23 protein-coding genes are annotated in these 23,622 nt (G+C 73.0%); 11 read left to right on the forward strand and 12 right to left on the reverse strand.

Annotated features, from left to right (window positions below; all coding sequences use genetic code 11):
• Positions 1-30: 30 nt before the first annotated feature.
• From EDD33_RS19375 to EDD33_RS19425, 11 genes are all read right to left on the reverse strand, one after another.
• The gene (locus tag EDD33_RS19375) at positions 31-1,212 is read right to left on the reverse strand and encodes an alcohol dehydrogenase catalytic domain-containing protein (RefSeq protein WP_123392749.1); all 1,182 of its coding nucleotides are present in this window, start codon (positions 1,210-1,212) and stop codon (positions 31-33) included.
• Between the two features lie 151 nt (positions 1,213-1,363).
• On the reverse strand, positions 1,364-2,077 hold the full coding sequence (locus tag EDD33_RS19380) for a GAF and ANTAR domain-containing protein (RefSeq protein WP_123392751.1): 714 nt from the start codon (positions 2,075-2,077) through the stop codon (positions 1,364-1,366).
• Between the two features lie 53 nt (positions 2,078-2,130).
• Positions 2,131-3,000 (reverse strand): sigma-70 family RNA polymerase sigma factor, encoded by an 870-nt coding sequence (locus EDD33_RS19385; RefSeq protein WP_123392752.1) that lies wholly within the window; start codon positions 2,998-3,000, stop codon positions 2,131-2,133.
• Between the two features lie 167 nt (positions 3,001-3,167).
• Positions 3,168-3,974: a TauD/TfdA dioxygenase family protein gene (locus tag EDD33_RS19390; protein ID WP_123392753.1), complete on the reverse strand. Its 807-nt coding sequence runs from the start codon at positions 3,972-3,974 to the stop codon at positions 3,168-3,170.
• Positions 3,975-3,984: 10 nt separating this feature from the next.
• Entirely contained in the window at positions 3,985-5,082 is a 1,098-nt protein-coding gene (locus tag EDD33_RS19395; RefSeq protein WP_211332607.1) for a D-alanine--D-alanine ligase family protein, read from the reverse strand.
• Positions 5,075-6,424, reverse strand: coding sequence for an ATP-grasp domain-containing protein (locus EDD33_RS19400; RefSeq protein ID WP_123392754.1), 1,350 nt, complete (start codon positions 6,422-6,424; stop codon positions 5,075-5,077). The genes EDD33_RS19395 and EDD33_RS19400 overlap by 8 nt, the downstream gene beginning before the upstream one ends.
• Complete coding sequence (locus EDD33_RS19405; protein WP_123392755.1) at positions 6,421-7,263, reverse strand: O-methyltransferase; 843 nt, start codon at positions 7,261-7,263, stop codon at positions 6,421-6,423. Before EDD33_RS19405 ends, EDD33_RS19400 begins: the two co-directional genes overlap by 4 nt.
• Positions 7,260-8,471, reverse strand: coding sequence for a sedoheptulose 7-phosphate cyclase (locus EDD33_RS19410; protein ID WP_123392756.1), 1,212 nt, complete (start codon positions 8,469-8,471; stop codon positions 7,260-7,262). Before EDD33_RS19410 ends, EDD33_RS19405 begins: the two co-directional genes overlap by 4 nt.
• 41 nt (positions 8,472-8,512) lie before the next feature.
• Positions 8,513-9,181 carry an HAD family hydrolase gene (locus tag EDD33_RS19415; RefSeq protein ID WP_123392757.1) on the reverse strand — a complete coding sequence of 223 codons (669 nt, stop codon included), beginning with the start codon at positions 9,179-9,181 and terminating at the stop codon, positions 8,513-8,515.
• Between the two features lie 244 nt (positions 9,182-9,425).
• Positions 9,426-9,896 carry a hypothetical protein gene (locus EDD33_RS19420; RefSeq protein ID WP_211332608.1) on the reverse strand — a complete coding sequence of 157 codons (471 nt, stop codon included), beginning with the start codon at positions 9,894-9,896 and terminating at the stop codon, positions 9,426-9,428.
• Positions 9,884-10,900, reverse strand: a complete 1,017-nt coding sequence (locus tag EDD33_RS19425) for a zinc-binding alcohol dehydrogenase family protein (RefSeq protein WP_123392758.1) — start codon at positions 10,898-10,900, stop codon at positions 9,884-9,886. The genes EDD33_RS19420 and EDD33_RS19425 overlap by 13 nt, the downstream gene beginning before the upstream one ends.
• Before the next feature lie 209 nt (positions 10,901-11,109).
• Between EDD33_RS19425 and EDD33_RS19430 the strand changes: the two genes are divergently transcribed.
• From EDD33_RS19430 to EDD33_RS19475, 10 genes are all read left to right on the forward strand, one after another.
• Complete coding sequence (locus EDD33_RS19430; RefSeq protein WP_211332609.1) at positions 11,110-12,135, forward strand: sugar phosphate isomerase/epimerase family protein; 1,026 nt, start codon at positions 11,110-11,112, stop codon at positions 12,133-12,135.
• A complete protein-coding gene (locus EDD33_RS19435) occupies positions 12,132-13,064 on the forward strand; it encodes a transketolase (RefSeq protein ID WP_123392760.1) in 933 nt (310 codons plus the stop codon). The genes EDD33_RS19430 and EDD33_RS19435 overlap by 4 nt, the downstream gene beginning before the upstream one ends.
• On the forward strand, positions 13,061-14,047 hold the full coding sequence (locus tag EDD33_RS19440; RefSeq protein WP_123392761.1) for a transketolase family protein: 987 nt from the start codon (positions 13,061-13,063) through the stop codon (positions 14,045-14,047). Before EDD33_RS19435 ends, EDD33_RS19440 begins: the two co-directional genes overlap by 4 nt.
• Positions 14,034-15,545 carry an FGGY family carbohydrate kinase gene (locus EDD33_RS19445; RefSeq protein ID WP_211332610.1) on the forward strand — a complete coding sequence of 504 codons (1,512 nt, stop codon included), beginning with the start codon at positions 14,034-14,036 and terminating at the stop codon, positions 15,543-15,545. The genes EDD33_RS19440 and EDD33_RS19445 overlap by 14 nt, the downstream gene beginning before the upstream one ends.
• Positions 15,542-16,261 carry a DUF2291 family protein gene (locus EDD33_RS19450; protein WP_123392762.1) on the forward strand — a complete coding sequence of 240 codons (720 nt, stop codon included), beginning with the start codon at positions 15,542-15,544 and terminating at the stop codon, positions 16,259-16,261. The genes EDD33_RS19445 and EDD33_RS19450 overlap by 4 nt, the downstream gene beginning before the upstream one ends.
• Entirely contained in the window at positions 16,258-17,805 is a 1,548-nt protein-coding gene (locus EDD33_RS19455; RefSeq protein ID WP_123392764.1) for a sugar ABC transporter ATP-binding protein, read from the forward strand. The genes EDD33_RS19450 and EDD33_RS19455 overlap by 4 nt, the downstream gene beginning before the upstream one ends.
• Positions 17,802-19,004 (forward strand): ABC transporter permease, encoded by a 1,203-nt coding sequence (locus EDD33_RS19460; protein ID WP_211332611.1) that lies wholly within the window; start codon positions 17,802-17,804, stop codon positions 19,002-19,004. The genes EDD33_RS19455 and EDD33_RS19460 overlap by 4 nt, the downstream gene beginning before the upstream one ends.
• Before the next feature lie 71 nt (positions 19,005-19,075).
• The gene (locus tag EDD33_RS19465) at positions 19,076-20,038 is read left to right on the forward strand and encodes a D-ribose ABC transporter substrate-binding protein (RefSeq protein WP_211332612.1); all 963 of its coding nucleotides are present in this window, start codon (positions 19,076-19,078) and stop codon (positions 20,036-20,038) included.
• Between the two features lie 113 nt (positions 20,039-20,151).
• Positions 20,152-21,120 (forward strand): sugar-binding transcriptional regulator, encoded by a 969-nt coding sequence (locus EDD33_RS19470; RefSeq protein ID WP_123392768.1) that lies wholly within the window; start codon positions 20,152-20,154, stop codon positions 21,118-21,120.
• A 140-nt stretch (positions 21,121-21,260) separates the two neighbouring features.
• On the forward strand, positions 21,261-22,745 hold the full coding sequence (locus EDD33_RS19475; protein ID WP_123392770.1) for an MFS transporter: 1,485 nt from the start codon (positions 21,261-21,263) through the stop codon (positions 22,743-22,745).
• A gap of 10 nt (positions 22,746-22,755) precedes the next feature.
• Here EDD33_RS19475 and EDD33_RS19480 read toward each other — a convergent pair whose 3' ends face one another.
• Positions 22,756-22,986: a hypothetical protein gene (locus tag EDD33_RS19480; RefSeq protein ID WP_123392773.1), complete on the reverse strand. Its 231-nt coding sequence runs from the start codon at positions 22,984-22,986 to the stop codon at positions 22,756-22,758.
• A 42-nt stretch (positions 22,987-23,028) separates the two neighbouring features.
• On the opposite strand from EDD33_RS19480, the gene EDD33_RS19485 reads away from it, so the two are divergent.
• A complete protein-coding gene (locus tag EDD33_RS19485) occupies positions 23,029-23,589 on the forward strand; it encodes an isochorismatase family protein (protein WP_123392775.1) in 561 nt (186 codons plus the stop codon).
• Positions 23,590-23,622 lie beyond the last annotated feature (33 nt).

Raw genomic sequence — 23,622 nt, forward strand, 5'->3', positions numbered from 1 at the left:
CCGCCACGGTCCTGCGCGACCGCGGTGCGATCAGGGTGCGAAGACGACCTTGACCACGCCGTCCTGCTTCTTCTGGAACTTCTCGTACGCCGCGGGGGCGTCGGCCAGCGCCACCCGGTGGGTCGCGAAGTCCTCGGTGCCGAGCGGGTCCGCGTCGTCGGTCAGCAGCGGCATGATGTCGTCGCTCCACCGGCGCACGTTGGCCTGGCCCATCCGGAACTGCAGCTGCTTGTCGAACATCGTCAGCAGCGGCATCGGGTCGCTCTGGCCGCCGTACACCCCGATCAGGGAGACGGTGCCGCCGCGACGGACGCTGTCGATGGCGCTGTAGATCGCCGCCATCCGGTCGAGCCCGGCCTTGGACATGATGCTGGCGCTGAGCCGCTTGGGCAGGGCGTTGAACAGCTTCTGGCCCATCTCGGCGACCGGCGACCCGTGGGCCTCCATGCCCACCGCGTCGATGACGGCGTCGGCGCCGCGACCGGCGGTGCGGGAGCGGACCTCCTCGCCCAGGTCGTCGACCTCGCGCAGGTCGAGCACCTCGGCGCCGCGCAGGCGGACGCGCTCGATGCGCTCGGTGACACGGTCGACGCCGATCACGCGCAGCCCGCGGTGCAGCGCAATCCGGCAGGCCATGTCGCCGATCGGGCCGAGGCCCAGCACGAGCAGGGTGCCGCCCTCGGGGGTGTCGGCGTACTCCACGGACTGCCAGGCGGTGGGCAGCACGTCGGAGAGGAAGAGGAACCGCTCGTCCGGCGGGCCCTGGGGCACCTTGATCGGCATGAACTGCGCCTCGGGGACGCGCAGCAGCTCGGCCTGGCCGCCGGGGACCTCGCCGTAGAGCTTGCTGAAGCCGAACAGCGCCGCGCCCATGCCCTGGTCGCGGACCTGGGTGGTCTCGCACTGCGTGAACAGGCCGCGCTGGCACATCCAGCAGTGGCCGCAGCAGATCTGGAACGGCATCACCACCCGGTCGCCGACGGCGAGGTCGCCGGCCTCGGGGCCGACCTCCTCCACGATCCCCATCGGCTCGTGACCGAGGACGTCGCCCTGGCCCATGAACGGGCCGAGCGTCTCGTAGAGGTGCAGGTCGGAGCCGCACAGGCCGCTGGAGGTGACCCGCACGATCGCGTCGTTGGGCTTCTCGATCCGGGGGTCGGGGACCTCCTCGACGCGGACGTCGCGCTTGCCGTGCCAGGTGACTGCCTTCATCGGGTGCTCCTCTCGTGGGCGACCGCCGAGCCGGTGGCCGCAGGGCTACCGGTACCCGTGGGCGCGGCTCGGACTCCCACCCCCGCGGGTGGGCGTGCGCCGCGCGCGAACGGGCACCGGGCGTGGCTCCCGGACGGGTCCCGGACGGGTCCTAGGCGGGGTCGGTCGCGTCGGTCGACGGCAGGTCGCCCCGCTCGACCACGGTGCGGGCGAGGTCGCGCAGCTTGAGGTTCTGGTGGCTGGAGTAGCGGCGCAGCACCTCGAAGGCCTGCTCCAGCCCGAGGTCGTAGCGGTGCATCAGGATGCCCTGGGCGACGCCGATCAGGTGCCGGCTGGCCATCGCGGTGGTGAGGCCCTCGACGGCGTCGGCGGAGCTGATCGCGTTGGCGGCGTGCACGGCGAAGAGCAGCGCCACGTCGCGGTCCTGGTCGTCGAAGGCGTGGGTCGGCTCGGCGTACAGGTTGAGCGCGCCGATGGTGCGGGTCTCGGTGGCCAGGCGTACGGCGAGCACCGACCCGACGCCCGACTCGGCCACCCGGGCGCACCACCGGGGCCAGCGCTCGTCCCGGCGCAGGTCGTCGCTGACGTAGACCTCGTCGTCCCAGGTCGCCTCGAGGCACGGCCCCTCCCGCAGGGCGTACTGGAACCCGTCGCAGGTCTCGGCCAGGTCCGAGGTCGACGCCACCGTCTCGACGCGGTCACCACGGCGACGCAGCGTGATGCTGCAGTGCTCGGCCGCGGGCACGACGTCGAGGGCCCGGCGCGCGGCCCGGGACGCGGTGGCCTCGCCCTCGGGGCCCTCCATCAGCTCGCGGCTGACGCGGGCCAGCAGGCGGGCCAGGTCGGGCCCCGGCTCGGCTCCCATGTCGCTCCTCGGTGGTGGGGCGGGCGTGCGCCCCGCACGTCGTCCCGCTGACGCTAGCGGGCGTCGACCAGGGTGTCAGCAGGGGCTCGTTCGAGTCCACGACGCAGGTCGCGCAGGATCCGGCTGAGCAGCCGGGAGACCTGCATCTGGGTCACGCCGATGTCGTCGGCGATCTCGCGCTGGGTGAGCCCGGAGAAGAAGCGCAGCTCGATGACGCGGCGGTCGCGCTCGGAGAGCCGGCTCACCAGCGGCCCGAGGACGGCGCGCGCCTCGGCGGCGCCCTGGGCCGGGTCGACGTCGCCCAGCAGGTCGGCCAGCGGCATCTCGCCGGTCTCGCCGACCGGCCGGTCCAACGACGCCGGGACGAAGCAGCCGCGGGCGGCCAGGGCCTCCTCGACATCGCTGAGGTCGACCTCGAGGGCTGCGGCCAGCTCGCTGGGACGGGGGGAGGTGCCGAGCCGGGCGCCGAGCTCGCTCTCGACCGCGGCGATGCCGGCCTGGATCTCCTGGATCCGGCGCGGCGGCCGGATCATCCAGCCGGAGTCGCGGAAGTAGCGCTTGATCTCGCCGCGGATGGTCGGCACCGCGAAGGAGAGGAAGTCGTGGCCCGAGTCGGTGTCGTAGCGGCGTACGGCCTTGACGAGCGCGAGCCGGGCGACGCCCTCCAGGTCGTCGTCACCGACGCCGCGGCCGCGGTAGCGCGAGGCGATCGACTCCGCGACCGGGATGTTGAGCAGGAGGACCTCCTCGAGGATCCGGGTGCGCTCGGCCTCGTCCTGGGTGTCCGCCAGCTCGGCGAACAGCTCGGAGGTGCGCAGCGAGCGGCGGTTCCGCGGGGGTGCGACCGGGGCGTCGGAGCCGGGCTCCGGCGCGGCGGCCGTGAGGTCCGGCGAGGTGGAGGGCTGGGGGAGGAGCGAGGTCATGAGCTCACCACTAACGGGTGTCGATCTCAGACGTCGCCGGTGTCTACAGCGATTCCTGTGGTTCCAGGCGACTGCCTGACTTACAACGTAACCCTTCGAGGGGGGCACGGCGCAAACCTCCGGCGCAGAACCACCTGTTGGGGTGAGCGCCTCCCGGTCGGCCGCGCTCACCAGCCCGGGTGGTCCTCGCCGGAGCCGGCCTCCGCCTCGTGTCCCGCGACCATGCCGCGGTGCATCACGCGGTCGCCGACGACGCCGGAGTGGTCGGCCCGGTGCATCACCACGGCGTTGTCCCACATCACCACGTCGCCCGACGACCAGGCGTGGCGCAGCGTGTTCTCCGGGCGGGTGGAGTGCTCCAGCAGCCGCGCGACCACCGCCTGCGTCTCCGCCTCGTCCATCCCGCTGATCGAGGCGCAGCGGGCGGCGGTGGAGAGGTAGAGCGCCGGGCGCCCGGTCACCGGGTGCGGCCGGAACACCGGGTGCTGGGCCTGGGTCTCCTCGTCGTCGTCGAGGTCGAGCCCGGTGACGACGTGGGTGATGCGCCGGCCCTCGAGGTGCTCGCGCAGGTCGGCGGGCAGGGTGTCGTGGGCGAGGTACTGGTTGGTGAAGAGGGTCTCGCCGCCCTCGTCGGGGATGGTGACGGTGCGCAGCGCGGTGTACGCCGGAGGGACCCGCAGATAGCTGGAGTCGACGTGGAACTGGCTCCGCGGCGGGGTGGTGCGCCCGACGTTGCTGATCAGGTTGAGCTCGGGGCAGCCCTCGACCGGGGTCTCGCCGACCGTGAAGGCGAGGTCGCCGAACCGGCGCAGGAACGCCACGAACGCCTCGTCGTCGACGTCCTGGCCGGGGAAGACCGCGACCCCGCGCTCGGCCAGCAGCAGCCGCAGCTGCTCGACCTCGGCGTCGCTGACCTCGCGCAGGTCGAGGTCGGTGACCTCGACGCCGACGGGCTCGGTGGTGGTGGTCCTCATGGGGTGCTCCTCATCGGTGGACGGCCCGCGCCAGGGCCTGGTCGAGGCCGGCGCGGAACAGGTCGGGCAGGCAGGTGCCGGCGGCGTCGGCCATCACGGCGACGACGCTGGTGGCGGCGTAGGAGCAGTAGAGGCCGGCCTCGAGGAACCACGGCTCCCCGTCGGCGTCCACCCGGAAGTCGAACAGGCTGTAGTCGCGGCAGCCCAGGGCACGGTGCGCGGCGTACGCCGCCTCGTGGACACGGGCGGTGAGCGGGTCGGCGGGGTCGAGGATCCAGGCGTACTCGTCGGTCTTGGCCACCAGGGCCAGGCTGCCCGCGCCCTCTCCCGGGCCCTCGCCCGCACCGTCCTCGGCCGGGTCGCGGCGCAGCTTGTCGGCCTCGCCGCGGACCGGCTTGGTCTCGCGGTCCACGGCGTACTCCTCCAGGGGGAGGCCGACGAGCCTGCCGTCGACCTCGAGGACGCCGCAGCGGACCTCGCGGCCGAGGTCGACGTACTCCTCGACCAGCACGTCGTCGCCGTGCTCGCGGGCGGCGGCGAGCGCCGCGTCCCACTCGGTGTCGTCACGCACCAGCGAGACGCCCGAGGAGTTGTCGGCGTCGACCGGCTTCACGACGGCCGGGAGGCCGAGCGTGGGTCGCTCGCCGGGCGCCAGCACCTCCCCGGCCGGCACCCGCACGCCAGCGGCCGCGACGACCGCCTTGGCGCGGGCCTTGTGGGCGGTCAGGGCCATCACGTCGGGTGCGTTGCCGACGAAGGGGATCCCGAGCAGGTCGAGCAGCGAGCGGTAGGTCGTCATGCCGGCCAGGCAGAACATCTGCGGCACCGCGACGTCGGGTGCCTCCGCGCGAAGCCGGGCCAGCGCCTCGTCGAGGCCGACGGCCGGTGCGGCGGCCACGGTGGCCCGCGCCAGGTCGGCCGGGAAGCGCCAGGAGCCGTCGGGCGAGACGTGGGCGACGAGGACGTCGTGCCGCTCGGGGTCGTGGGTGGCGACCAGGCAGTCGGCGGCGTACAGCACGGACAGCTCGGCCATGAGGTCGGACGTGGGCGAGCCGACGAGGTGGAGCACGCGCAGCCGCCGGCCCGTCGTGGTCACCGGGTCAGTCACCGCCGGCCTCCACGAGCTTGCCGATGTTGAAGTCCACGCGCAGCCACGGCCGGCCCTCGATGAGGCTGCGCAGCAGCAGCCACGGCACCTGCACGTGGTGGGTGACGAAGAACGGCAGCGGGTCGTCCCAGGCGAAGATCGCGTCGGTGCCCTCGCGCAGCACGCGCAGCCGCTCGCGACGACCGCGCTCGGCGAGCAGCCGCCAGGCCTCGTGGTAGGTCCAGTACGTCGGCCGGCTGGCCGCCGTCGGCACCACGACCTCGGCGTCCGGGTCGTCCTCGAGGTAGGCCGCGGCGACGCCCGGGTGGTCGTGGAGCAGCGTGATCGCGGAGTGGGTGCGCGGGTTGCACTCGATGGCGAGCACCTCGTCGTGCCCGTCGACGATGAAGTCCAGCGAGACCTGGCCCGTCAGGCCCGCCTCGCCGACGAAGGTGTCGACCCACGCGCGGATGCCGGGGTGCTCGACGTGGTCGTAGTTGACCTGGAAGGCCGAGGACTCGCAGCAGCAGTAGACGGTGAGCCGGCCGTCGCGGACGGTGGAGTGGGTGCAGTACTCCGTGCCCTCGACGAACTCCTGGAGGATCCAGGGGTTGGCCTCGCTGATCGGCAGCGAGCGCACGAAGGACTCCATGCCGGGGAACGGCAGCCGGGTCAGGTCGAGCCGGTGCACGGGGTCGTAGGCGATGGACTTGAGGATGTAGGGCCGGGTGGCGCCGGAGAAGTCGTGGTCGAGGACCTGCTGGGCGTCGGTGACCAGGTGGGTGTCGGGCACGCCCAGCCCGGCCTCGGCGGCGGCGCGGGCGAAGCGGAACTTGTCGTCGACCAGCTCCAGCCGGTCGGCGTCGAGGTGGACCACCTCGCAGACCTGCTCCAGCTGCTTCTTGGCCCGGGCGTCGGCGACCGACGACGCGGGACTGCAGACCGGCACGTAGACGTCGACGCCCTCCGTGCGCGCGATCGCCTCCAGGGCGTCGGCGTAGTCGGGAGACCCGGCGTCGGGGATCGTGTGGAACGCGTCGACCGAGCGGGAGAAGCGGTGGCCGGTGAACCGGTAGCGCGCCGACTCCACCAGCACGACCCGGTGACCGGCGGCGTGGAAGGCCCGGCACAGCGCCAGCGCCTTGGTCATCTTGCCGCCGCTGACCATCACCGTCCTGGGTCGCGACGGGCTCGACCGCCGGGCACCCTCGAGCGTCGGTCGAGGACCGAGTCCCGTCGGTCGAGCCCGTCGAGGCCACGAGGCCACCAGCGCCGTCGTGGTCAACGCCGCGTTGGCGGGCAGCACCAGGCCGAGCAGGCCCAGCGCACCGAGCGTGCGGGCGGAGTGGGTGAGGCGGGTCATCCGGCGGTGCGGCGCACGAGCGTGACGCCGTCGCGGACCGGCAGCACCACCTGCTCGACGCGGGGGTCGTCGGCGAGCACCTGGTTGAAGGCGGCGATCGCCTCGCCGTTCGCGGACGAGGTGCCCCCGGTCCACGGCTCGCCCTGCATCAGGGTGTTGTCGACCACGAGCAGCCCGCGGCGGGCGAGCAGCCCGGTGTCGAGCAGGGCGCGGAGGTAGTCGACGTAGCCCGCCTTGTCGGCGTCGAGGAAGACCAGGTCGAACCGCGCGCCGGCGTCGGCCAAGGCGTGGAGCGTGTCCAGCGCCGGTCCGACGTGGACGTCGATGCGATCGCCGGCCGGGGAGGCCTCGAAGCACTCCTGCGCCAGCGCCGCGACGCGCTCGTCGATCTCGCAGGCGACGACCACGCCCTCCTCGCCCGCGACCTCCTGGACCGCCTCGGCCATGGCCAGTGCGGAGTAGCCGGTGAACATCCCGATCTCCAGCACCTTCCGCGCCCGGGTGGCGTGCACCAGCGTCTTGAGCAGCTGGCCCTCGAGGTGGCCGGAGAGCATCTCCTGCTCGAGCCCGGCGCCGTCGCCCGCCCAGTCCTCGGCCGCGGTGCGCTCCGACAATGCGCGGAGGGCGGGCGACTCGGGAGTGGACAGGGCGGCGGTGTAGGGGTCGAGCCCCGCCGCCAGGGCGGCGGCGCGCCGGATCTCCGAGCCCAGGGCGGGATCCAGCGCGACGCCGTCGGGACGGGCCTCGGCCTCGTCGAGGCGGCGTACGACGTCCTCCAGGCTGGCCGCGAGGAGGGCCACCGGCGTGACCGGCCGCGGGGTGGTGCGGGTCGAGGTCATGCCGCCGGCGAGGTGAACATGTCCTGGCCCTCGCCCTGGCGCGGGTAGCCCCGGACCAGCTCCTTGTGACGCGTCAGCATGCCGTCGAGCTGGTCGGCGTCGAGGTCGTTGGCGAACACGCAGGTGCCGATCGGCTGCGGCAGCGCGGCACGCAGCAGGCCGTCACGGGTCTGCATGATCGACTCGGTGCCCTGGCGCAGCAGCTCCGGCGTCAGGTGCGGGCTGTCCAGGGCGAGGCCGATGCTGCTCATCACGCCGAGGATGCGGTCGCGCTCGATCTCCGAGACGTAGCCCAGCTCGTGGGCGACCGAGGCCGAGAACGCCATGTCGACGTTGATGGCGTGGCCGTGGAAGTAGGGCACCTCGGGGGTGAGCTCCAGCGTCGGGCTCCAGGTGTGGCCGTAGGCGATCACCCGGTCGAGGTCGAGCTCGTGCAGGTTGGGCACCTCCAGGGTGAGCATCGTCCTGATCGCCTCGTAGGTGATCGTGTCGGCGACCTCGCGCAGCTGGTCGTTGCCGTCGAGGTGGCCGAAGCGGGTGCGCAGCAGCTCCTCGCCGTACTTCTCCAGCAGGTCGAAGATCTCGGCGTTGGCGACCACCGCGATCTTGATGAGCTCCGCCATCCCGTTGCGGACCTGGTCCTCGGGGAGCGTCTCCAGCAGGGAGAAGTCCAGGAGCACCTTCTGCGACGCGTGGTAGGCGCCGAGCCGGTTCTTGTGCTTGCCGTGGTTGACCGCGACCTTGATCGAGACGCTGGCGTCGATCAGCCCGATCAGGGTGGTGGGGATGCGGATGTAGTTGGTGCTCCGGCGGTACGACGCGCAGGCGAACCCGGCGACGTCGGTGGTCAGCCCGCCGCCGACGACCAGCACCGGCTCCTTGCGCAGCAGGCCGAAGTCGGCGAAGGCGTCGACGATCTTCTCCACCGTGGCGAGGGTCTTGCGCTGCTCGCCGATCTTGATCGCGAACACCGTCAGGTCGATGCCGTGGTGGGCGAAGTAGGCCCGCAGCCGCTCGCCGTGGAGCGCGTCGACCTGCTCGTCGACGACGGCCAGGCAACGGCCGTAGTCGCGGTAGGTGTCGGCCAGCTCGGGGTTGTCGAGGTCGAAGACGCCGCGGCTGTAGACCAGGCTGAAGTCGATCGACTCCCGGCCGGAGACGTGGAAGGCCGAGTCGGTGGCCTCGAGGGTCGCGTGCACGCTGGACATGGGGTTCCTCTTCTCGGGTCTGGGATCGAGGTCCGGGTGGGTCAGGCGCTCTGCGCCAGGCCGACGAGGGCGGCGGCGTCGAGCTTGTCCACCCGGGAGTGCGCGCCGGCGAAGTCGTGGCCGGCGGTGTTGGCGTTGGGGAAGGCGATGACGGTCACGCCGGCCGCGGTGGCCGCCTCGACGCCGCCGAGGTTGTCCTCGATCGCGACGCAGGCGCCGGCCTGCTCGTCGAGGCGGTCCAGGGCGAAGGCGTAGGCGTCGCGGTCGGGCTTGGGCTGCTCGACCTGGGTGACGTCGACGACCACGTCGAAGCCGCGCAGGTCGACGTGGGGCCGCAGCGCGGTGACCAGGGCGTCGATGTTGTCGGGGCTGGTGGTGGTGACCAGGCCGACCTTGAGGCCCTCGCGGTGCGCGGCCTCGATGGTCTCCACGACGCCGGGGCGGGGCTCCACGCCCTCGCTGATCAGCTTGTCCTGGAAGATCGAGGACTTGGTGGCGTGCACGGCCCGGGCGTCGACCTCCTGGCCACGCTCCTCGGCGTACGCCGCGACGCGGTCGGCACCGCCGCTGGACTCGAGCATCGCGACGTAGTCGTCGTGCTCCCAGCGCCAGTCGAGCCCGTGCTGGGCGAACGCCTCGTTGAAGGACTCGCGCTGCAGCTCGGAGGTGTCGGCGACGCTGCTGATCGAACCGAACAGGATGGCGGCCATGGGGGTGCTCCTCGTGTGGGTGCCGACCGCCCGTGCGACCAGCTTGTTCAAGTAATCAGTGTTTACCCAGAACATACTTCAACATGCTGTTGAACTTCCACCACCACCGAAAGGGTGAGGTGGCGCCGAGCCACCAGCCACCCCAGCCACCCCAGCCACCCAGCCGCCCCCGTCTCCCATGTAACGCGGGGTTAGTGCATCTGAGGACCCCTGGGAACGCCTGTACGCGTGGTGTAACACCGCGTTACATGGGGTGGGTCCGCACCTGTGGCCACCCCGCCTGCAGCGCGGCGAGCTGATCGAGGGTGACGTACGACGGGTTGCTGCCGGCCGGCATCCGGAGCACCTCGAGGTCGGCCAGCAGCGGGTGGGCGAGCAGGTCGGCCCGCAGGACCGGTGGCGTCACGGGCCCGAGGGCGAGCGGGACGACCGGACCGAGGTCGGGGTCCTCGCGCACCGGGCCGGTGACCGTCCCCCGGCCGTGCAGGCCGGCGGGGAAGCGTGGGTCCCGCCCGCTGACCCAGTACAGGAGCGGCTGGCCGGCGGCCACCAGCGCCGTGCGGTACGACGGGCGCACGCACCGGGTCCCCAGGTCGGCGAACCCGGTGCTCAGCAACGTTGCGACCTCGTCGTGCCGCGGGTCGCCCTTGAGCAACCAGGCGCCGAGCGAGTCGGCGGTGACGCGGCGGGCCGGGGCGAGGCTCAGGCCGGCCACCCCGCGAGGACGACCTTGCCGACAGCACGGCCGGACTCGATGAACTCGTGGGCCTCGCGCAGGGTGGCCGCGCTGATCACGCCCGGGTCGGTGACCGAGGTGGTCGTGCGGAGCACGCCCTCGTCGACCAGCCGGGCCACCTCGCCGAGCAGGGCGCCCTGCTCGGCCATGTCGTCGGTCCGGAAGGTCGAGCGGGTGAACATCAGCTCCCACGCCAGCGAACCCGACTTGCCCTTGAGCGGCATCACGTCGAGCCCGCCGACCGGGTCGTCGATGACGCCGATCCGGCCCTGCGGGGCGAGCGCCTCGACGAGCTGGTCCCAGTGCTGGTCGGTGTGGGTCAGCGCCGCGACCAGCTCGACCCCGTCGACGCCGATCGCGCGCAGCTCCTCGACCAGCGAGCTGCTGTGGTCGACGACGTCGTGGGCGCCGAGCGAGCGCACCCACTCCTGGGTCTCGGGGCGCGAGGCCGTGCCGACCACCCGCAGCCGGGTCTGCGTCGCCGCGAGCTGGACGAGCACCGACCCGACGCCGCCGGCGGCCCCGACGACGAGCAGGGTGCGGCCCTCGCCGCCGCCGCGCTCGACGCCGAGCCGGTCGAAGAGCAGCTCCCAGGCAGTGATCGCGGTCAGCGGCAGCGCGGCCGCCTCGGCGACCGACAGGCTGCTCGGGCGGCGCGAGACGATCCGCTCGTCGACGAGGTGGAGCTCGCTGTTGGCGCCGGGCCGCACGATCGAGCCGGCGTACCAGACCTCGTCGCCGACCGAGAACGCCGTGACGTCCGCCCCGACCTCGCGCACGACGCCGGCGACGTCGTAGCCCAGCACCTTGACCTCCTCGCCCTCGTCGGGGCCCTGGCGCCGCCGCACCTTGGTGTCGACCGGGTTGACCGAGGTCGCCTGCACCTCGACGAGGAGGTCGCGCCCCGACGGGCTGGGGTCGGGCAGCTCGACGTCCTCGAGCTGGCTGGCGTCTCCGACGGACCGGTAACCGATGGCGCGCACGGGGTCTCCTCTGCTGGTGGGTGTCTCGGGGGGTGCGTACCCAGGACACCACGCGACGTGCGGCCCGACCTGCGCGCGGTCGGCCGGCGTACGCCTGCCCCTCGCCGGCCTCCTGGCGCGGCCTCCCACCCGGTCCCTCGGGCCCACCCGTCCGGACCGCGTCGCGTGTGACCGTTGACACAGGGACCGTCAGCGCGCACGATGCATGCATGACCGATCAGCAACGAATAAACATGCGAGAGCCGCGCTACGGCGCCGGGATCTGGCACTTCGCGAGCTACGTCGACCGCTACGCCACCGAGGGGTACGCCGATCCGGTGTCGACGCTCGAGGCCATCGAGCTGGCCGGCCAGGTGGGCTCGCTGTCGGTCGTCGACCTCAACTGGCCCTTCGCGCCCACCGACGTCGACACGGGAGACCTCAAGGCGGCGCTGGCGAAGGCCGGGCTCGGTGCCGTGGCCGTCACGCCCGAGATCTACAACCGTGAGTTCGTCAAGGGCGGCTTCACCAACCCCGACGCCGCGACCCGCCGCAGCGCGATCGACCTGGTCTCGAGGGCCGCGGAGCTGGCCACCGACCTGGGCTGCGACTACGTCAAGCTCTGGCCCGGCCAGGACGGCGTCGACTACCCCTTCCAGGCCGACCACGGCCAGCTGTGGCGCTACTCGGTCGAGGCGGTCCGCGAGCTCGCGACGAACTTCCCCGACATGAGGTTCTGCATCGAGTACAAGCCCCGCGAGCCGCGCAACCGGATGGTCTTCTCCTCCTGCGCCCGCACCCTGCTCGCCATCGAGGAGACCGGCTGCGACAACGTCGGCATCCTGCTCGACTTCGGCCACTCGCTCTACGGCGGCGAGTCGCCGGCCGAGGCGGCCGGGCTGGCGCTCTCCCGCGACCGGCTGTTCGCGATCGACGTCAACGACAACTTCCGTGGCTGGGACGACGACATGGTCGTCGGCTCGGTGCACCTGCTGGAGACCTTCGAGTTCTTCCACACCCTGCACGCCGCCGGGTGGGAGGGCGTCTGGCAGCTCGACCAGTTCCCGTTCCGCGAGGACTCGGTGCAGGCGGCCCGCGACGGCATCGAGACGATGCGCGGCTTCCACCGGGCGCTGCAGACCCTCGACCACGAGGCGCTGCGCGCGGCCCAGGACGCCCAGGACGCGCTGCTCGCGCAGCGCATCGTCAAGCGCTCGCTGTACGCCGCGATGGCCGACGTGGCGGCCGGGTCATGAGCAGCCTCACGGCCCCGCTGACCGAGGACGTCTCGGCCGAGCCGCGCGCCCTGGCCGCCGACGCCGGCGCCGCCGCGGCGTACCTCGAGGCCGTGGCGCGCCACCGCACCCTCGGCGGCGAGGAGCTCGCCCGGGCCCTGGGCAGGGTGGCCACCGGCGTACGACGCGACGTCATCACCACCATCCAGGGCGCCGGCCTCGGCCACGTCGGGGGCGACCTGTCGGTCACCGACATCCTGGTCACGGCCTACTGGCACACGCTCACGCTCGACCCGACCCGGCCCGACCTCCCCGGGCGCGACCGGTTCGTGCTGAGCAAGGGTCACTGCGCCGCCGCGCTCTACTCCACCCTCGCCTCGGCCGGGTTCTTCCCGCGGGCCGAGCTGGCGACCTTCGCGCAGCCGATGTCGCCGCTCAACGGCCACCCCAACCGGGTCAAGGTGCCCGGGGTGGAGACCAACACCGGGCCGCTGGGCCACGGCTTCCCGGTCGCCACCGGCTGCGCGCTCGGCGCCAAGCTCCTGGGCGAGGACTACCGCACCATCGTGGTCCTGGGCGACGGCGAGATGCAGGAGGGCAGCAACTGGGAGGCCGCGATGACCGCCGCCCACTACGAGCTGCACGACCTGACCGCCGTCGTGGACCGCAACCGGCTGCAGCAGGGCGCCCGCACCGAGGACACCAAGACCCTCGAGCCGCTGCACGACAAGTGGACCAGCTTCGGCTGGGAGACGCGCCGCATCGACGGCCACGACCACCTCGCGCTCGTCGAGGCGATGGGTCCCTCCACCACGGGCAAGCCGGTCGCGATCGTCGCCGACACGGTCAAGGGCAAGGGCGTGTCCTTCATGGAGGACCGCGTCGAGTGGCACCACAAGGTCCCCACCGACGAGCAGGTCGTCGCCGCACTCGAGGAGCTCTCCGCATGACCGTCACCGACACCCCCGTCCAGGTCGGCAGCCCCGACCCGGCCGCCACCTTCGACTGCCGCCAGGACTTCGCCCAGGAGCTGGCCGCGCTGGCCCGCGAGGACGACCGCGTCGTGGCGGTCTGCAACGACTCGGTCGGGTCCAGCAACCTGACCGCGTTCCGCGAGGAGTTCCCCGACCGGCTCGTCAACGTCGGCATCGCCGAGCAGGACCTCGTCGGCGTCGGTGCGGGCCTGGCCAACGCCGGGCTGATCCCCTTCGTCTGCGCCGCCGCGCCGTTCCTCACCGGGCGGGCGACCGAGCAGATCAAGGCCGACGTGGCCTACAGCCAGCGGCACGTGGTGCTGTGCGGCCAGAGCCCGGGCATGGCCTACGGCGAGCTCGGCCCTACCCACCACTCGATCGAGGACCTGTCCTGGATGCGTGCGGTCGCCGGCCTGCCCGTCGTCGTGCCCGCCGACCCGCAGCAGACGCGGGCCGCGGTGCGCTGGGCGGCGCAGCTGGGCCGCGGGTCCTACCTGAGGATCCCGCGCTTCAAGGTGCCGGTGGTCTCCCAGGAGTCCGACGTCTTCGCGCCCGGCCGCGCCGTGGTGGTCCGCGAGGGCCACGACGTCACCCTCGTGGCCGTGGGCTCGATGGTCTCGCGGGCGGTGTGGGCCGCCGACGCGCTGGCCGCCGACGGGATCTCCGCACGCGTGCTCAACATGGCCTTCGTCGAGCCGCTCGACCGCGACGCCGTGCTGGCCGCGGCCCGCGAGACCGCGGGCATCGTGACCGTCGAGGAGGCCACCGTGAGCGGCGGGCTCGGCGCGGCCGTGGCCTCGGTCGTGGCGCAGGAGCACCCCTGCCCGATGCGGATCCTCGGCGTCGAGAACGCCTTCGCCCCCACCGGCAGCGCGAGCTTCCTGCTCGACCACTTCGGGCTCACCACCGAGGGCGTCGTCGCGGCGGCCCAGGACGTGGTCGGCCGTGCCCGCTCCTGACCTCCTCCTGGCCGTCGACCAGGGCACCGGCTCGACCAAGGCGATGCTGGTCGACCCGACCGGCGCCGTGGTCGCCGAGGCCTCGGTCGCGGTCGGCCAGGCCCACCCCCGCCCGGGGTGGGTCGAGCAGGACGGCGAGGAGATCTGGGCCAGCGTGCGCGGCAGCGTCGCCGCCTGCGTCGCCCCCGAGCACGCCGGCCGCGTGGCCGGGGTGGCGCTGAGCGTGCAGCGCGAGACGGTGCTGCTGTGGGACCGGGTCACCGGCACCCCCGTGGCCCCGGCGCTGAGCTGGCAGGACCAGCGCACCGGCGACCGGGCCGACCAGCTCGAGCGAGCCGGCCACGCCGACGTCGTACGCGCCCGCACCGGTCTGCCGCTCGACCCGATGTTCTCCGCCCTGAAGGCACAGTGGCTGCTCGACGCGCACGACGCCGACCGGGCGCGGACCGGGTCGGGGCAGTGGTGCGTGGGCACGCTCGACGCCTGGCTGCTCGCCCGGCTGGCCGGCCCCGCCTCGGCGGAGGTCGTCACCGAGGTCGGCTGCGCCTCGCGCACCCAGCTGCTCGACATCGGCACCACCGCCTGGGACCCCCAGCTGCTCGACCTGTTCGGCGTCCCCGCCGCCGCGCTGCCGCGCGTGGTCGGCTCGACCGGGCCGTTCGCGCCCGTCGCCGACCTCGCCCCGCTGCCCGACGGCACCCCGGTGCTGGCCGTGATGGCCGACTCCCACGCCGCGCTGTTCGCCCACGCGGGCTGGCGGCCCGGACTCGTCAAGGCGACCTACGGCACCGGCTCCTCGGTGATGGCTCTCGGCCCGCGCGCCTCCTCGGCCTCGGGGGTCTGCGCCACCGTCGCCTGGCGCTGCGGCGACGAGACCGCCCTCGCCCTGGAGGCCAACATCCGCTCCACCGGCCGCACCCTGACCTGGCTGGCCGACCTGCTCGACGTCGACGTCGACGTGCTGTTCACCGAGGCCGCGGCGACCCCGGACAGCGACGGCGTCACCCTGGTCCCGGCGTTCGGCGGCCTCGGCGCCCCGTGGTGGGACCGCGACGCCGTCCCCGTGCTGAGCGGCCTCTCGCTCGGCACCCGTCGACCCCAGCTCGCCCGTGCCGCGCTGGAGTCCATCGCGCTCCAGGTCGACGACGCCGTCACCGCCTTCGCCGAGGTCACCGGACCCCTGGCCGAGCTCGCCGGCGACGGCGGCATGACCCGCTCGACCGCCCTGATGCAGCTCCAGGCCGACGTCACCGGCCTGCCCGTCCGGGTCGGCCGCACCGCCAACCTCTCCGCGCTCGGGGTGGCCCACCTCGCCGGGCTCGGCCTCGGCTGGTGGACGTGGTCCGAGCTCGAGGACGGCCTCGGCGCACCCGAGCCCGCGGCCTACCTCCCCGGCGCGGACGACCAGCGCTCGTCCCGGCGTACGACGTGGGCGCGCGAGGTCGCGCGATCCCGCTTCCGCAGCCCCCGCCACCTCACCTCGAAGGCGACCCCATGACCGACACCCAGGCCGACACCCAGGCCGGCACCCGGAACGACTCCCGGAACGACACCCGGGCCGGCACCCGCCCCGGCACCGGGCGCCGCGCGCCCCGTCCCCGCCACGTCGTCCTCGCGCTGCTCGTGCTGCTGGTGGTGGCGATGGTGCTCTCCACCGACTTCCGCTCCGCCTCGGCGCCGGTGCCCGGCGCGGCCGAGGAGTTCGACGCCGCGGCCTTCGGCGGCGAGCAGTACGCCGACCAGATCAAGCCCGCGATCGAGGAGGACCCGGTCGAGCTCACCACGCTGGTGCCGATGCTGCTCGACGACCCGGAGGCGGCCGGCGTGGAGTACGGCAACCGCGAGGGCAGCTCCTCGCCCTACACCTACGCCGTCACCTTCACCGGCACCGCCGCGAAGGCCGAGGGCGGCCTGATGGACGTGGAGGTCGACGGGCTGCCGGGCGACGTCCGCGTCTCGGTGCAGGTCGGCCCCGCCATCAACGGCACCACCCTGCGCGACGTGACCGGCACGGTGAAGTTCAACGACTTCGTCAACCAGGTCGAGTACGCCGACGCGGCGACCGCGCTCAACCAGGAGATGAAGGCCGACCTGCTCGACGGCCTCGACGTCGCCGCCCTGGCCGGCCAGGAGGTCACCGTCGTCGGCGCCATCGGGCCGCTGAACCCCGAGGTGCTGATCGTGACCCCGGTGTCGCTGGAGCCCGCGTCGTGACCGCCGGCACCCGGACCAGCGTGCTCGAGGCGCTCGAGGTCACCAAGACCTATGGCGGCACCCACGCGCTGCGCGGGGTCAGCCTCGCCGTGGCCCCCGGTCGCGTCACCGCGCTGTTCGGCGAGAACGGCGCCGGCAAGTCGACCCTGATGAAGGTCCTCGCCGGGATCGAGACCCCGACGAACGGCACCGTCACCCTCGACGGCGAGGTGGTGCGCTTCGGCTCGCCGCGGGAGGCCGCCGACTCCGGGGTGGTGATCATCCACCAGGAGCTGAGCCTGTGCCCCAACCTCTCCATCCAGGACAACCTGTTCCTGGCCCGGGAGCGGCGCTCGCGCCTCGGGGTGCTCGACCGTCGCGGCCAGCGCGAGGCGACCCGCGTCGTGCTGGAGCGGCTCGAGGAGAGCCTCGACCCCGACACCCCGGTCGGCGACCTGCGCATCGGCCAGCAGCAGCTCGTCGAGATCGCCCGCGCGCTGCTCCAGAACGCCCGGGTGCTGATCATGGACGAGCCGACCTCGGCGCTGAGCATGAGCGAGGTCGACGTGCTGTTCAAGGTGATCCGCGACCTCACGGCCCGCGGGGTGGCGGTCATCTACATCTCCCACCACCTCGAGGAGTCCCTCGACATCGCCGACGACGTCGCCGTCCTGCGTGACGGTGGGCTGGTGGCGACGGGTCGTGCCGCCGAGGTCGACCTGGGCTGGATCGTGCAGCACATGGTCGGTCGTGACCAGGACTCGCTGTTCCCCAAGCGCGACGCCCACCTCGGCGACGTGGCGCTCTCGGTCCGCGGGCTCCAGGTCGCCGACCCGGCCAACCCCGAGCGGCTGGCGGTCGACGGCCTGGACCTCGACATCCGGGCCGGCGAGATCGTCGGCGTCTACGGCCTGATGGCCTCGGGCCGCACCGAGCTGCTCGAGGCGATCGCCGGCCGGCTGCCCGTCACGGCGGGCTCGGTCGTCTTCGAGGGCGACGACCTCGGCCGGGCGCCGGTGCGCGAGCGGATCCGGCGCGGCATCGCGCTGGTGCCCGAGGACCGGCAGCGCGACGGGCTGGTGCAGACGATGTCGGTGGGCCGCAACCTCTCGCTCAGCGCGCTGGCCGGGTTCGTGCGCCGCGGCCTGGTCTCGAAGAGCGACGAGCGCGGCGCGGTGGACCGGATGATCACCGACGTCACCGTCAAGACCGCCGGCGCGACGGCCCCGATCGGGTCGCTGTCGGGCGGCAACCAGCAGAAGGTCGTCATCGGCAAGGCGCTGATGACCCACCCGCGCGTGCTGCTCCTCGACGAGCCCTCCCGCGGCGTCGACATCGGCGCCAAGGCCGACGTGTTCGCGCTGATGACCCAGCAGGCCGAGCAGGGCCTGGCGGTCGTCTTCACCACCTCCGAGGCCGAGGAGGCGCTCCACATCCCCGACCGGCTCCTGATCCTCGAGCGCGGTCGGCTCGTGGCCGACCTCGACCCCCACAGCATCGACCGCAGCCGCCTGATGCAGCTCGCCGACGGCACGTCCCGCAGCAGAACTGGAGAGACAGCGTGAGCCAGACCCTCGCCCCCCGGGCCACCGCACCGGCCCCGGACACCGGGCCCACCGCCAAGGACGTGCGGCGACTGAAGACGCTCAACATGATCTTCGAGCTGCGGGCCTTCATCGCCCTCGGCGTGCTGATCGTGGTGTTCGGCGCGCTCTCGGACTCCTTCCTGACCGTCGACAACCTGATCACGATGACCAAGCACGTCGCGATCAACGCGGTGCTGGCGCTGGGCATGCTGCTGGTGATCCTCAAGGGCGGCATCGACCTCTCGGTCGGGTCCATCGTCGGGCTGTCCGGCATCGTGTGCGGCGAGCTGCTCGGCGGCATCCGGCTCCCCGGCACCGAGACGATCGCCTACCCCCCCGTGTGGGTGGTGGTGATCCTCGCGATCGCGGTCGGCACGTTCGTCGGGCTGGTCAACGGGATGCTGGTCACCCGGTTCAACGTCGCGCCGTTCATCGCCACGCTCGGCATGCTGTACGTCGCCCGCGGCACCGCGCTGCTGATCTCCGGCGGCTCGACGTACCCCGACCTCGGCGGCAACGCCGCGCTCGGCAACACCGGCTTCTCCTACATCGGCAACGGCCGGCCGCTCGGGCTGCCGTTCTCGATCTGGGTGATGGTGGTGCTCGCGCTGCTCGTCGCCGTGCTGCTGACCCAGGCGCCGTTCGGCCGCTGGCTCTACGCCACCGGCGGCAACGAGCGGGCCTCGGAGCTCTCCGGCGTCCCGGTCCGGACCGTCAAGCTCGTCGTCTACATGCTCTCGGGCGCCTGCGCCGCCATCACCGGCATCATCATCGCCTCCGAGCTGACCTCGGCGGCCCCGCAGGCCGGCGAGACCTTCGAGCTCAACGCCATCGCCGCGGTCGTCATCGGCGGCGCCGCGCTCTCCGGTGGCCGCGGCAACGTGCGCGGCACCCTGGTCGGCGCCTTCGTGATCGGCTTCCTGGCCGACGGCCTGGTCATCCTCGGCGTCTCGACGTTCTGGCAGATCTTCATCAAGGGCGCCGTGATCATCCTCGCCGTGATGCTCGACCAGGGCCAGCAGCGCTTCCAGCGCCGCGGCGCCGCGGTCGCGGCGAGCGTCGAGGCCGAGCACGCGCCGGCCGGGTCGCCGGTCGACCACCCGTCGGGCTCCGACGGTCCCCCTTCTTCGAGCCCGGGTCGCCCGACCCGGGACGAGGGCTCCACCCACCGCAGCTGATCCACCCCACCCAGGAGGTACACACCATGTTCAGAAGTTTCGCGCGAGGCCACGGTCTCAGGTTCGCTGCGGTGGTTGCCGCGAGCGCGCTGGTGCTCAGCGGGTGCGGCAGCTCCGGCTCCGACTCCGGCTCGGCGTCCGAGTCGGAGTCCAGCGGCGGCTCGGGTGACTCGAGCAACTACATCGCCATCATCACGCCGTCGCCCGACAACCCGTTCTTCAAGGCCGAGGGCGACGCGGCGAAGGCCAAGGCCGAGGAGCTCGGCTACGAGGCCTCGGTCGCCTCGCACGACGACGACCCCAACAAGCAGAGCGAGCTGATCGACGCCGCGATCTCGCGCAAGGCCGCGGCGATCATCCTCGACAACGCCGGTGCCGACGCCTCCATCGGGCCGGTGCAGAAGGCCAAGGACGCCGGCATCCCGGTGTTCCTCATCGACCGCGAGATCAACAAGACCGGTGTCGCGGCCGCGCAGATCGTGTCCAACAACGCCCAGGGTGCGCAGCTCGCGGGCCAGGCGTTCGTCGAGGCGATGGGTCAGAAGGGCAACTTCGTCGAGCTCGTCGGCAAGGCGTCCGACACCAACGCGGGCGTCCGCTCCGACGGCTACAACGGCGTCATCTCGCAGTACCCCGACCTCAAGCTGGTCCAGAAGGAGACCGCCAACTGGGACCAGCAGGAGGCGTTCACCAAGATGGAGACGATCCTGCAGCGCAACCGCGACGTGCAGGGCGTGATCGCCGGCAACGACACCATGGCCCTCGGCGCCGTGGCCGCCATCAAGGCCGCCGGCCTGAAGGACGTCGTGGTGGTCGGGTTCGACGGCAGCCCCGACGCGATCAAGGCGATCAAGGCCGGTGACATGTACGCCACCGCGCTGCAGCCCGCCGCGCTCGGCGCCGAGACCGCGGTCGAGCAGGCCGACAAGATGGTCAAGGACGGCGAGACCGGCGAGGACGAGAAGCAGTCGATCGACTGCGAGCTGATCACCGCCGACAACGCCGACGACTACGGGGTCTTCGCCAAGAAGTGACCCCGAGGTGCGGGCGGGACCCGGTTGCCCGGTCCCGCCCGCACCGCCCGTCCGTCCTGTCCCCGGTCGGTCCGACCGCGCCGGTGGCGCCCCGGACGCGAGAGGATCCCCCCATGACCGCCGCCCGGACCACCGCCGACCGCGACCGGCTCCGGCTGCTGACGCGGGTCGCGCGGCTCTACCACGAGAAGGGCGTGCGGCAGCCCGAGATCGCGGCCCAGCTCAACCTCTCCCAGCCGCGGGTCTCGCGGCTGCTCAAGGAGGCCGTCGAGCGCGGCATCGTCCGCACTGTCGTGATCCCCCCGGCCGGTGTCCACGCCGACGTCGAGCAGGCCCTGGCGGAGAAGTACGCGCTGCGCGACGTCGTGGTGGTCGACGTGGAGAGCGGCAGCGGCGACGTCACCAACGCGTTGGGGTCCGGCGCCGCGGCGTACCTCGACACCACGCTGATCGGCGGCGACGTCATCGGCGTCTCCTCCTGGAGCGCCACCCTGCTCGCCGCCGTGCAGGTGATGCGGCCCAAGCGCACCCAGGTCGCCGACACCGTCGTGCAGGTCGTCGGCGGCGTCGGCAGCCCCGAGGTCCAGATGCAGGCCACCCGGCTGACCGGACGGCTGGCCGAGCTGACCGGCGCCGACCCCGTCTTCATCCCCTCGCCCGGACTGGTCGGCTCGCCCGCCCTGCAGCAGGCGCTGATGGAGGACCCCGGCGTACGCGCCGTCCACGACCTCTGGTCGCAGCTGACCGTGCTGCTCGTCGGCATCGGCACCCTCGAGCCCTCGCCCCTGCTGCGCCGCAGCGGCAACAGCCTCGGTGCCGACGAGCAGGAGGACCTGCGTCGCGCCGGCGCCGTCGGCGACGTGTGCCTGCGCTACTTCGACGGCGAGGGCGCGGCCGTGGAGTCCGGCTTCGACCAGCGCATCGTCGGCATCGACCGCGCCGACCTGCTCCGCGTCCCCCGCCGCATCGGCGTCGCCGGCGGCCGGGACAAGGCCGAGGCCATCCGCGCCGCCGCCCTCGGAGGGTGGGTCAACATCCTCATCACCGACCTCGGCGTCGCCACCCAGCTCGTCCGCGACTGAACGGCCGGGTGCCCCACCGCCCCGTCCCCCGTACGTCGGGCCGGGAACAAATCGTCGAAGGTTGACCTTGTGCAACTGTCGCAACGCCGCGGCCGCCTCAGCACGACCAGACGACCCGACGGAAGAGCACCCCCTTGTTCATGGCACGCACCGCCCGACGCCCGGCCCCTCGCAACGGCCGACGCACCGACTACCGCGTCACCTTCGTGGTGCTGTGCGCGGGCGTCAGCTCCTTCTCGCTGCTGCAGTCGATGGTCACGCCCGTCCTGCCGACCATCGAGGCCGCGCTCGACACCGACCAGGCGACGGTGACGTGGGTGCTGACGGCGTACCTGCTCTCCGCCTCGGTCTTCACCCCGATCATCGGCCGCGTCGGCGACAAGGTCGGCAAGGAGCGGATGCTCGTCGTGGCGCTGCTCGCGCTGGCCGTGGGCTCGCTGCTCGCGGCGGTCGCCCCCAGCGTCGGCGTGCTGATCGCCGCCCGCGCCATCCAGGGCGTCGGCGGCGGCGTGCTGCCGCTGACCTTCGGCATCATCAGGGACGAGTTCCCGCGCGACAAGGTCGCCGGGGCCGTCGGCACGTCGGCCGCGCTGCTCGCCGTCGGCGGCGGGTTCGGCCTCGTGCTGGCCGGGCCGATCGTGGAGGCGCTGAGCTACCACTGGCTGTTCTGGCTGCCGATGATCATGACCCTGCTGGCCGCCGCGGCCGCGCACCTGTTCGTGCCCGAGTCGCCCGAGCGCCAGCCCGGCCGGATCAACGTCACCAGCGCGCTGCTGATGTCGACCTGGCTGGTCACGCTGCTCCTCGCCGTGAGCCAGGGCAGCTCGTGGGGCTGGGGCTCGCCGATCACGGTGGGCCTGTTCGTCGCCACCGTCGTCGTCCTCCCGACCTGGGTGTACGCCGAGGCGCACAGCGACTCGCCCCTGGTCGACATGACCATGATGCGGATCCCGACGGTGTGGACGGTCAACCTCGTCGCGCTGCTGTTCGGGATGGGGATGTACAGCATGTTCGCCTTCGTCCCGCAGTTCCTGCAGACCCCGGGCGAGCTCACCGGCTACGGCTTCGGCGCGAGCGTCACCCAGTCGGGCCTGATGCTGCTGCCGCAGACGATGGCGACCTTCCTGGTCGGCCTCTGGTCGGGCCGCCTCGCCGCCCGGTTCGGCTCCAAGGCCGTGCTGGTCGCCGGCGCCACCCTGACCTCGATGGGCATGCTCGGCATCGTGCTGTTCCACGACCACGTCTGGCAGCTCGTCGCCGAGTCGACCGTCCTCGGCCTCGGCTTCGGCCTGGCCTTCGCGGCGCTGTCCAACCTGATCGTCGACGCCGTCCCGCAGTCGCAGACCGGCGTCGCCAGCGGCATGAACGCCAACATCCGCACCGTCGGCGGCGCCCTCGGCAGCGCCGTCCTGGCCAGCGTCGTCACCGCCGGCGCCCGGCCCGACGGCCTCCCGGTCGAGGCCGGCTACGCCCACGGCTTCTCGGTCCTGGTCGTCACCTCGGCCCTCGCGGCGCTCGTCGCGGTGTTCGTGCCGGTGGTCCGGGTCGCCACCCGGTCGACCGCCGACGCCGACCTCGACGAGGCCGTCCCCGCCGCCGACCCCGTGCCGGTCGCCGCGCGCTGAGCGGCGTACGTCAGACGAAGGCGCCGACCACCAGCAGCGCCAGGAGCAGCAGCGGCAGGGTGAGCGCCGAGGCGACGAGGCCGGTGCCGAGGTGGCGCGCCGTCCCGGGGAGGAACAGCAGCAGGCCCAGTGCCGGACCGGCCACCCACGCCACCCAGGCGGCGGTGTCGGAGAGCCCCAGGGCGTACGGCACCACCCAGGTCGCGAGCGCCCACGAGACGCGAGGGGAGTCCCCCACCACGAGCGGACCCGTCCTGTCCGCAGCCCGTCCTACCGTGGGGCCATGACCACGCTGACCGACCGCCCCGCCACCGCCCTGCTCGTGATCGACGTCCAGCAGGACGTCATGGAGGGGGCGCAGGACCGCGACTCCGTCATCGGCAACATCGCGGGCCTCGTCGACCGCGCCCGCGCCGAGGACGTGCCGGTCGTGTTCGTCGCCCACGCCGACGAGGGGATGCCGCGCGACAGCGACGCGTGGCAGTACGTCCCCGAGCTCCAGCGCGCCGACGCCGAGCCGCTCGTGCACAAGGGCTACGGCGACTCCTTCGAGGACACCGACCTCGAGGACGTCCTCGCCGCCCGCGGGGTGGGCCGCCTCGTCGTCACCGGCGCCGCGAGCGACGCCTGCATCCGCTCGACCCTCCACGGCGCCCTGGCCCGGGGGTACGACGTGACGCTGGTCGCCGACGCGCACACCACCCAGGACACCACCGAGTGGGGCAACATCGCGCCGGCCGACATCATCCGGTTCACCAACCTCTACTGGGGCTTCACCGGGGCGCCGGGCCGCACCACCGCCGTGGTGCCGACCGCCGAGGTCGCCTTCGCGCCGCAGTCGTGAGGCTGAGGGGGCGCCAGGGCGCCCGCTGAGGCA

Source organism: Nocardioides aurantiacus (assembly GCF_003752505.1).
Taxonomy (GTDB): domain Bacteria; phylum Actinomycetota; class Actinomycetes; order Propionibacteriales; family Nocardioidaceae; genus Marmoricola; species Marmoricola aurantiacus.

Bases quoted from the DNA above. Each gene is read 5' to 3' on its own strand.
- EDD33_RS19375 (WP_123392749.1), bottom strand. From the start codon at position 1,212: ATGAAGGCAGTCACCTGGCACGGCAAGCGCGACGTCCGCGTCGAGGAG.
- EDD33_RS19380 (WP_123392751.1), bottom strand. From the start codon at position 2,077: ATGGGAGCCGAGCCGGGGCCCGACCTGGCCCGCCTGCTGGCCCGCGTC.
- EDD33_RS19385 (WP_123392752.1), bottom strand. From the start codon at position 3,000: ATGACCTCGCTCCTCCCCCAGCCCTCCACCTCGCCGGACCTCACGGCC.
- EDD33_RS19390 (WP_123392753.1), bottom strand. From the start codon at position 3,974: ATGAGGACCACCACCACCGAGCCCGTCGGCGTCGAGGTCACCGACCTC.
- EDD33_RS19400 (WP_123392754.1), bottom strand. From the start codon at position 6,424: ATGACCCGCCTCACCCACTCCGCCCGCACGCTCGGTGCGCTGGGCCTG.
- EDD33_RS19405 (WP_123392755.1), bottom strand. From the start codon at position 7,263: ATGACCTCGACCCGCACCACCCCGCGGCCGGTCACGCCGGTGGCCCTC.
- EDD33_RS19410 (WP_123392756.1), bottom strand. From the start codon at position 8,471: ATGTCCAGCGTGCACGCGACCCTCGAGGCCACCGACTCGGCCTTCCAC.
- EDD33_RS19415 (WP_123392757.1), bottom strand. From the start codon at position 9,181: ATGGCCGCCATCCTGTTCGGTTCGATCAGCAGCGTCGCCGACACCTCC.
- EDD33_RS19430 (WP_211332609.1), top strand. From the start codon at position 11,110: ATGACCGATCAGCAACGAATAAACATGCGAGAGCCGCGCTACGGCGCC.
- EDD33_RS19435 (WP_123392760.1), top strand. From the start codon at position 12,132: ATGAGCAGCCTCACGGCCCCGCTGACCGAGGACGTCTCGGCCGAGCCG.
- EDD33_RS19440 (WP_123392761.1), top strand. From the start codon at position 13,061: ATGACCGTCACCGACACCCCCGTCCAGGTCGGCAGCCCCGACCCGGCC.
- EDD33_RS19450 (WP_123392762.1), top strand. From the start codon at position 15,542: ATGACCGACACCCAGGCCGACACCCAGGCCGGCACCCGGAACGACTCC.
- EDD33_RS19470 (WP_123392768.1), top strand. From the start codon at position 20,152: ATGACCGCCGCCCGGACCACCGCCGACCGCGACCGGCTCCGGCTGCTG.
- EDD33_RS19475 (WP_123392770.1), top strand. From the start codon at position 21,261: ATGGCACGCACCGCCCGACGCCCGGCCCCTCGCAACGGCCGACGCACC.
- EDD33_RS19485 (WP_123392775.1), top strand. From the start codon at position 23,029: ATGACCACGCTGACCGACCGCCCCGCCACCGCCCTGCTCGTGATCGAC.